Annotated in this window: 8 protein-coding genes; 2 read left to right on the forward strand and 6 right to left on the reverse strand. The window is 59.9% G+C overall.

Annotated features, from left to right (window positions below):
* Window positions 1-2: 2 nt before the first annotated feature.
* The 6 genes from AC2FNB_RS04485 to rpiA all read right to left on the reverse strand — a co-directional run bounded on the left by AC2FNB_RS04485 (window position 3) and on the right by rpiA (window position 6,118).
* Window positions 3-1,433, reverse strand: coding sequence for a Do family serine endopeptidase (locus tag AC2FNB_RS04485; RefSeq protein WP_496744741.1), 1,431 nt, complete (start codon window positions 1,431-1,433; stop codon window positions 3-5).
* Between the two features lie 229 nt (window positions 1,434-1,662).
* The gene (locus AC2FNB_RS04490; protein ID WP_480748195.1) at window positions 1,663-1,857 is read right to left on the reverse strand and encodes a DUF2065 domain-containing protein; all 195 of its coding nucleotides are present in this window, start codon (window positions 1,855-1,857) and stop codon (window positions 1,663-1,665) included.
* Window positions 1,857-2,735 carry a protease modulator HflC gene (gene hflC / locus AC2FNB_RS04495; RefSeq protein ID WP_480748194.1) on the reverse strand — a complete coding sequence of 293 codons (879 nt, stop codon included), beginning with the start codon at window positions 2,733-2,735 and terminating at the stop codon, window positions 1,857-1,859. Before hflC ends, AC2FNB_RS04490 begins: the two co-directional genes overlap by 1 nt.
* 3 nt (window positions 2,736-2,738) lie before the next feature.
* On the reverse strand, window positions 2,739-3,887 hold the full coding sequence (gene hflK, locus AC2FNB_RS04500) for an FtsH protease activity modulator HflK (protein ID WP_480748193.1): 1,149 nt from the start codon (window positions 3,885-3,887) through the stop codon (window positions 2,739-2,741).
* A gap of 72 nt (window positions 3,888-3,959) precedes the next feature.
* Window positions 3,960-5,318, reverse strand: a complete 1,359-nt coding sequence (gene gor / locus AC2FNB_RS04505) for a glutathione-disulfide reductase (protein ID WP_496744736.1) — start codon at window positions 5,316-5,318, stop codon at window positions 3,960-3,962.
* Between the two features lie 11 nt (window positions 5,319-5,329).
* On the reverse strand, window positions 5,330-6,118 hold the full coding sequence (rpiA, locus tag AC2FNB_RS04510; protein WP_496744738.1) for a ribose-5-phosphate isomerase RpiA: 789 nt from the start codon (window positions 6,116-6,118) through the stop codon (window positions 5,330-5,332).
* A gap of 126 nt (window positions 6,119-6,244) precedes the next feature.
* On the opposite strand from rpiA, the gene AC2FNB_RS04515 reads away from it, so the two are divergent.
* Both AC2FNB_RS04515 and AC2FNB_RS04520 read left to right on the forward strand, forming a co-directional pair.
* A complete protein-coding gene (locus AC2FNB_RS04515; RefSeq protein ID WP_496744740.1) occupies window positions 6,245-7,033 on the forward strand; it encodes a methyltransferase domain-containing protein in 789 nt (262 codons plus the stop codon).
* Window positions 7,034-7,121: 88 nt separating this feature from the next.
* Window positions 7,122-7,243: thioredoxin domain-containing protein (locus AC2FNB_RS04520; RefSeq protein ID WP_496744743.1), on the forward strand; the 122-nt coding region annotated here is incomplete at its 3' end.

Raw genomic sequence — 7,243 nt, forward strand, 5'->3', positions numbered from 1 at the left:
GATCAGTCGGCGAGGCTCAGCGCCACGAATCTGGGCTCACCACCACGACGCACCAGAAGCAGCAGGGACTTGCGCCCCGCCTCTTTTGCTTCGTCGATCCGCGCGTCCAGATCGGCAAGCGACGTGACTTTCTGCTGTCCGGCCTCGGTGATCAGGTCACCTGCTCGCAATCCTTTTTCAAAAGCTTCCGACGCATCGTCAACATTGGTCACCACAAGTCCTGATGCGTCCGCATCAAGTCCCAGATCCTCACGCATCTTGTCCGTCAAGGGCATCACGGTTAGCCCGAGAATATCTTTCTCCTCGACAGACGATGGCGCTTCGGAGGATGAGGACTCTCCGTTTTCCTGACGTTCGGCATCCTCGCGGCGGCCGAGCGTCACCAGAACAGTCTGGGTCGCACCATCGCGATACACCACAACGCGAACGGATTTTCCAACAGTCGTTTCGCCTACCTGCCGAACCAGCGCCCGAGTATCCTCGACCTCGACGCCATCGAAATTGACGATCACGTCCCCTGCCAGCAATCCGGCTTCTTTCGCGGGACCGTCCGGCACATCGCTGATCAGCGCGCCGCCGGGCTTGTCCAGCCCCATCGCTTCCGCCATGTCCTCGGTCACGTCCTGAATGCGCACGCCCAGCCAGCCGCGCCGGGTTTCACCGAATTCGCGCAACTGGTCGACCACCTTGACCACCACGTTGGACGCCATGGAAAACCCAATCCCGATTGAACCACCATTGGGCGACAGGATCGCAGTGTTCACGCCGATCACCTCGCCGTCCATGTTGAAGAGCGGCCCACCCGAATTGCCACGGTTGATCGCCGCATCGGTCTGGATGTAGTCGTCATAGGAACCGCTGAGCGCCCGGTTTCGGGCCGAGACAATCCCCGCGGACACGGAAAAGCCCTGCCCCAGCGGATTACCCATCGCCACCACCCAATCACCTACGCGGGCGGTGTCGCTGTCACCGAACTTGACAAACTTCAAGGGGCCTTTCGCCTCGACCTTCAACAAGGCGATATCGGTTTTCTCGTCTGTTCCAATCACCTTTGCAGGAAGGTCCTGCGGCGGCTGACCATCGCCGGGAAAGAACTCGATCAGAATCTCGTCGGCCTCGGCAATTACGTGGTTGTTGGTGACAATATAGCCATCCTCGGAGATCACGAACCCAGATCCCAGAGCATTGCTGCGGCGTGGGCGGTTACCGTTATCGCCATTGCGGTCCTGGAACTCACGAAAGAAATCCTCGAAAGGAGAGCCTTCGGGCACGATGCCCTGCGGGCCGGTCTGACTTTCGATCAGGGTGGTGGTGGTGATGTTGACGACCGCCGGGCTCACCAGATCGGCCAGTGGTGCCAGGCTTTCCTGTTTTGCCAGCGCCGATACCGCCTGCGCCAGCACAAGGAGCGTCGCCAGGAACGCCAGCCACATGAGTCTGACCTTGATCAGGGTATCGTCTTTCCTAAGGGAAATACTGCGTGCTTTCGCCTGCACTGGAGGTCTCCTTGTCACCGCTTTATCCGGCCGCCCCATGGGCAGCCCGTTCTTACTGTCCAATGTAGTCAGTTTGTTTCCGCCCGCAACTCGGGAAAGCAAGGAAATCACCGCCAGTTGAGCCATTATCAGCCAACCGTTCACCTTTACCCAGGTTGGGCGGGTCTCAGTACCCGATCTGTTGCGCGGCCCACAGCAGAATGAACCCCGTAACGACACATAGCAGACCGACATTTCGGCGTGCGCTTTCCGGCAACGTGCGCAGCATCTCTAGCATTCGCTCGATAAGCGAAGGGGCCAGCGCATAGGCCAGCCCCTCGACAATCAACACCAGCCCAAGGGCCAGAAGGACCATGCCCATTACTGAACGGCCTTACCGGTGGGCGATTTCAGATAGTTGAAGAACTCCGAATCCGGGCTCAGAACCATCGAGCTGTTGCCACCTTGCAAGGCGCGTTCATAGGCCGACAGGGAGCGGTAAAACTCGAAGAATTCCGGGTCCTTTCCATAAGCTTCGGCAAAAATGCCGTTGCGCTCTGCGTCGGCCTCACCACGGATGATTTCAGATTCGCGGCGCGCATCCGAGACCAGTTCCACCACAGTCCGATCTGCCTGCGCGCGAATACGCTGCGCTGCTTCTTCACCGCGCGCCACTTCGTCGGCAGCTTCGCGTTCACGCTCGGCGCGCATCCGGGCAAAGGTGGCTTCCAGGTTGGCCTGTGGCAAGTCGGTGCGTTTCAAACGCACGTCGATCACTTCGAGACCCAGATCCTGCGCCTCAAAAATGGCACCGTTTCGAATGCGTAGCATCAGTGCGGCACGGTCTGAACTCAGGATATCGTTCGAACTGACCGAACCCAGAACCTCGCGCGTCTTGGCCCGCAGGATCGAATCGAGACGCGATTCCGCAGTGGCAATGCCGCCGGCACCAACCGCCTGACGGAATTGGCGCACATCAGCAATGCGATACCTGGCAAAGGCATCGACCACCAGGCGACGGTCGTCGAGCGGCGTGACTTCAAGCGGTCCGACCTCGCGGCTCAGGATCCGGTCGTCATAGCGAACAACTTCCTGAATGAGCGGGATCTTGAAGGCCAGCCCCGGTTCTTCCTTGACATCGATCACCCGACCGAATTGCAGCACCAGCGCCTTTTGGCGCTCGTCCACGATGAAGATCGAAGACAGAACCAGAACGACAGCGATCACCAGAACGGGAAGTATGAAGGTTGATTTTCGCATCACTTAATTCCCCTCGCCGGTGCTGCGACGCAGCTCGTTGAGCGGCAGGTAAGGCACAACTCCCTGCCCCTGTCCGCTTATATTCTCGTCGAGGATGATCTTGTCCACATCACCCAGAACCTGCTCCATCCGCTCCAGATAGAGGCGCTTTCGGGTCACATCGGGTGCCTTGGCGTATTCCTCCAAAACCGCGCTGAAGCGGCTGGCCTCACCCTGCGCCTCGTTGACGACGCGGGCGCGATACCCTTCGGCTTCTTCCAGCACCTGGGCGGCTTCACCGCGCGCACCGGCCAGAACCCGGTTGGCATAGGCATCGGCCTGTTTCTCAAGCCGGTCACGCTCCTGCCCCGCCGATTGCACTTCGCGGAAGGCGTCCTTGACCGGCTCTGGCGGATCGGCGCCGTCAAAGTTCACGCGGACGATATTGATGCCCGAATTGTAACTGTCGAGGGTCAACTGAATCAGCTCCTCCAACCGTTCGGCGATGATCGCACGGTCACGGTTGAGAATCGGCGCCAGATCGGATTGTGCGATGATCTCGCGCATGGCCGATTCAGACACCGCCTGAATGGTCTGTCGGGGATCGCGCAGATTGAACAGATAAGCGGCCGGGTCGTTGATGTTCCAGACCACCTGAAAATCGATATCGACGATGTTTTCATCCCCGGTAAGCATCAGACCCGCTTCGATGCCGCGACCGCCGGAACCGATGGTTTCGGTCTGTTCCACCTTGACAGGGATCACCTCGGCCGTGACCACCGGCCATGGCGCAAAGTTCAGACCTTCGGTGCCGATGCCCGAAAACTTGCCAAACAGCAACTCGACCGACTGTTCTTCGGGCTTGACCGTATAGGCGCTTGCAAATCCCCATAGGCCAAGCGCCACAAGAGCGCCCAGCAGAACCGTTCCCTTGGTCAGGGCGGGACCACCGCCACCGCCACCACCCTTGCCGCTGCCGCCACGGCCACCGCCGCCGCGCCCGCCCATCAACACGCGCAGCTGCTCCTGGCCTTTTTTCATCAGCTCGTCGATCTCGGGGATCTGCGGGCCATCGCCTTCGGGCGGGCGTCGCCCGCCACCGTTGTTGCCTCGATTTCCTCCGCCACCCGAGGAGCCTCCGCCCCCCCAGGGGCCACCGCTGTTGCCCGCCATATGTTATCTTTCCCTTGTTTTGGCCCGTGTGATCACGGCGTCCCTTGTAACGTGTATGCGCGCGCGTGCAAATCAAGCACTGCGCACAGGATGCCGCATCGTGACCAGTTCCTCGGCCATGACCGGGTGAACGGCCACGGTCCGGTCGAAATCTTCTTTTGTCGCGCCCATCTTTACGGCGATCCCCGCAAGCTGGATCATCTCGCCCGCGCCCGGAGCCACGATATGACAGCCCAGAACTTTTCGCGTTGCCTTGGACACGATGAGTTTCATCAGAACCCGCTGCGATCGCCCGGCAAAGGATTGCTGCATCGGCTTGAACGATGTTGCATAGACCTCAATCGGCTCCTGCGCCGCCGCCTCTTCCTCGCTCAGGCCCACGGTGCCCATCTCGGGCTGGGTGAAGATCGCGGTCGGAATCAGTTCATGATCGACCGGCGTGGGATTACCCTTGAACACGGTTTCGACAAAGGCCATGCCCTCGCGGATCGCCACCGGAGTCAGGTTGACCCGGTCAGTCACGTCCCCGATGGCATAGATCGAAGGAACCGCCGTCTGACTATATTCGTCGACCACGATCTCGCCCTTGCGGCCGCGTTCGACACCCAACGCTTCGAGGCCCAGATCATCGGCATTGGGCGCGCGGCCCGTAGCGTACATCACCACATCGAAGGTCTGTTCGGTGCCATTGGTGGCTTTGACCCGGATCCCATCGCCATCCTTCGCCATCTCGATCACATTGGTGCCCAAGTGAACGTCAACACCGTTCTGGCACATTTCTTCGCAGATCAGCCCGCGCGCTTCGTCGTCGAACCCGCGCAGAATCTGCGCACCGCGATAGAATTGCGTTGTCTTGACCCCCATCCCGTTCATGATCCCGGCAAACTCGCAGGCGATATAACCACCACCAACGATCAGGATGCTTTCCGGCAGTTTTTCCAGATGGAAAATCTCGTTTGATGTGATTGCCAGATCCGAGCCCGGAAATTCGGGCACCACCGGGCGACCGCCCGTGGCGATCAGGATATGCTTGGCAGTCTTGCGGGTGCCGTCGGCCAGTTCGACCGTGTGCGGGTCGATCAGGCGGGCACGCTGATCGAAGCTTTCGACGCCGTTGTTCTTCAGAATGTTGCGATAGACGCCTTCCAGCCGATCCAGTTCGGCCACCAGCTTGTTGTGAAAGGCGTTCCAGTCAAAGGCACCGGCCTGAATGTTCCAGCCATAGGATTGCGCATCTTCAACCATGGCGGAGTATTCGCTGGCAAAAACCATCAGTTTCTTGGGTACACAGCCCCGGATCACGCAGGTGCCGCCGTAACGGTCTTCCTCGGCCAGTGCCACTCTGGCCCCGGTCTCGCCCGCCGCCACGCGTGCCGCACGCACCCCGCCCGAGCCGCCGCCAATGACGAACAGGTCATAGTCAAAACTCATGGATATCGCCCCTAATCCGCAAGATCGGAAAACAGGTTTTCAGTCTCTGCAAAGTCCATCCGATCCCGCTCAATCGTGCCTTCATTGATGTCACGCACATCGACCCGGCCATCGCCATAGCCGATCACGACCCTGTCACAGATATCAATGAAAAGCCCGTTTTCAACCACGCCCGGGATTTGGTTCAGAACCAGCGCCAATTGCCGTGCATTTCCGATACGCTGCAGATGCAGGTCCAGAATGTGGTTGCCCTCGTCCGTGATGAACGGCGCCTGGCCAGTCATTCGCAGCGAGGTCGAACGACCCAGAACATCCATCGCCACCAAGGTTTCCTCGATCAGCGAGCGGGTTGTCTGCCATCCAAACGGGATGACCTCGACCGGCAGGGGAAACGCGCCCAGCGCCTCGACCTCTTTGCCAGCATCGGCGATCACCACCATCTGGTCGCTGGCCGTGGCCACGATCTTTTCCTGCAGCAGCGCGCCGCCGCCGCCCTTGATCAGATTCAGGTCGCCATCGAATTCATCTGCCCCGTCGATGGTCAGATCCAGCCAACCGGCCTGATCCAGCGAAACCACCTCGATCCCCACCTCGCGGGCCAGCTGCGCCGTCCGGGTCGAGGTCGGCACGCCCTTGATCCGCAAACCTTCCTCGCGCACCATTTCGCCCAGGCAACGCACCAGCCAGGCGGCGGTTGATCCGGTTCCCAACCCAACGCGCATTCCATCCTCGACCATCTCGGCGGCGCGCCTTGCAGCGACGAGTTTGGCCTTGTCGATGGGCGGCAATTCACTGGTCATGGCAGCAACTCCAAAAGCGTAATTTGCGCCCTTATAGGCAAAGAGTTGCGGCGGTGCGAGGGGGCTTGTCCTGCTTTGCTCGCTCGGAGCCCTAATTTTTGCTAGGTTACCCTTGGGGAAACGCGCATGTTGCAATTTGACGAGGCCACGGCCCGAATTCTGGATGACGCCTATCTTGGGGCTGATGTCTCTCGCAGGCGGCGTGAGAGCTTTGACGCCGTGTCACCGAAACCCGATGACCGCATCCTCGATCTCGGTTGCGGTAACGGTTTGATGACGATGGAACTTTCCCGGGCGGTTGGGCCAAACGGAAACGTTACCGGCCTGGATCAGAGCCAGGATATGTTGAGTTCCGCGCGCGACCGTTGCGCCGGACTGGACAATGTGGACCTCATCGAAGGCGCCGCCGAAGCGCTGCCGTTTGGCGATGGGCAGTTCGACAAGGCGGTCTCGGTTCAGGTCTTCGAATACCTCACCGATATGCGTCCTGCTCTGCGCGAGCTTCACCGCGTGTTGCGACCGGGTGGGCGTTTGGTGATCGGAGACATGCATTGGGACACGCTTGCCTGGCATAGCGACGATCCTGAACGGATGGGCCGTATGACCCGCATCTGGGACGGGCATCTGGCACAGTTGGATGTGCCCGCTCATCTGCCGCCACAATTGAGGGAATGCGGTTTTGCCGTCGATGTCATACGGCCCCACACGATCTGCGACACCGACCTGAGACCTGATGGGTTGGCGAACATGATGATTCGACTGATGACGGCCTATGCGACCCAGACCGGAGCGATGCCGGAAAACCGTGCCCTTGCCTGGGCCCGGGAACAGGAAAACCTTGCCGAACAGGGGCGGTTTTTCTTTGCGATCACGCATTTTGTCTGTGTCGCACACAAGTCGGCCCGGTCCGATTGACAAAAGATGTCGCCGAAATGCGCGTTTCCGATGGGAAACGTCGGAATCAGCTGTTTCTCCGGCCTCGTGCGCCTGTAAGTTGCCGTCGATGAAGATGCCTTATCGCCTGCACTATGCCCCCGACAATGCCTCGCTGATCATTCGCCTGGTATTGGAAGAGATGGGCCAGCCCTACGAGACCGTTCTTGTAGATCGCGCACAGCGCGAACA

It is taken from the genome of Ruegeria sp. BHSB058, from assembly GCF_059613285.1.

Excerpts from the sequence above, each read along its gene's own strand:
- AC2FNB_RS04485 (WP_496744741.1), bottom strand. The coding sequence starts at position 1,433 with ATGTGGCTGGCGTTCCTGGCGACGCTCCTTGTGCTGGCGCAGGCGGTA.
- AC2FNB_RS04490 (WP_480748195.1), bottom strand. The coding sequence starts at position 1,857 with ATGGGCATGGTCCTTCTGGCCCTTGGGCTGGTGTTGATTGTCGAGGGG.
- hflC (WP_480748194.1), bottom strand. The coding sequence starts at position 2,735 with ATGCGAAAATCAACCTTCATACTTCCCGTTCTGGTGATCGCTGTCGTT.
- hflK (WP_480748193.1), bottom strand. The coding sequence starts at position 3,887 with ATGGCGGGCAACAGCGGTGGCCCCTGGGGGGGCGGAGGCTCCTCGGGT.
- gor (WP_496744736.1), bottom strand. The coding sequence starts at position 5,318 with ATGAGTTTTGACTATGACCTGTTCGTCATTGGCGGCGGCTCGGGCGGG.
- rpiA (WP_496744738.1), bottom strand. The coding sequence starts at position 6,118 with ATGACCAGTGAATTGCCGCCCATCGACAAGGCCAAACTCGTCGCTGCA.
- AC2FNB_RS04515 (WP_496744740.1), top strand. The coding sequence starts at position 6,245 with ATGTTGCAATTTGACGAGGCCACGGCCCGAATTCTGGATGACGCCTAT.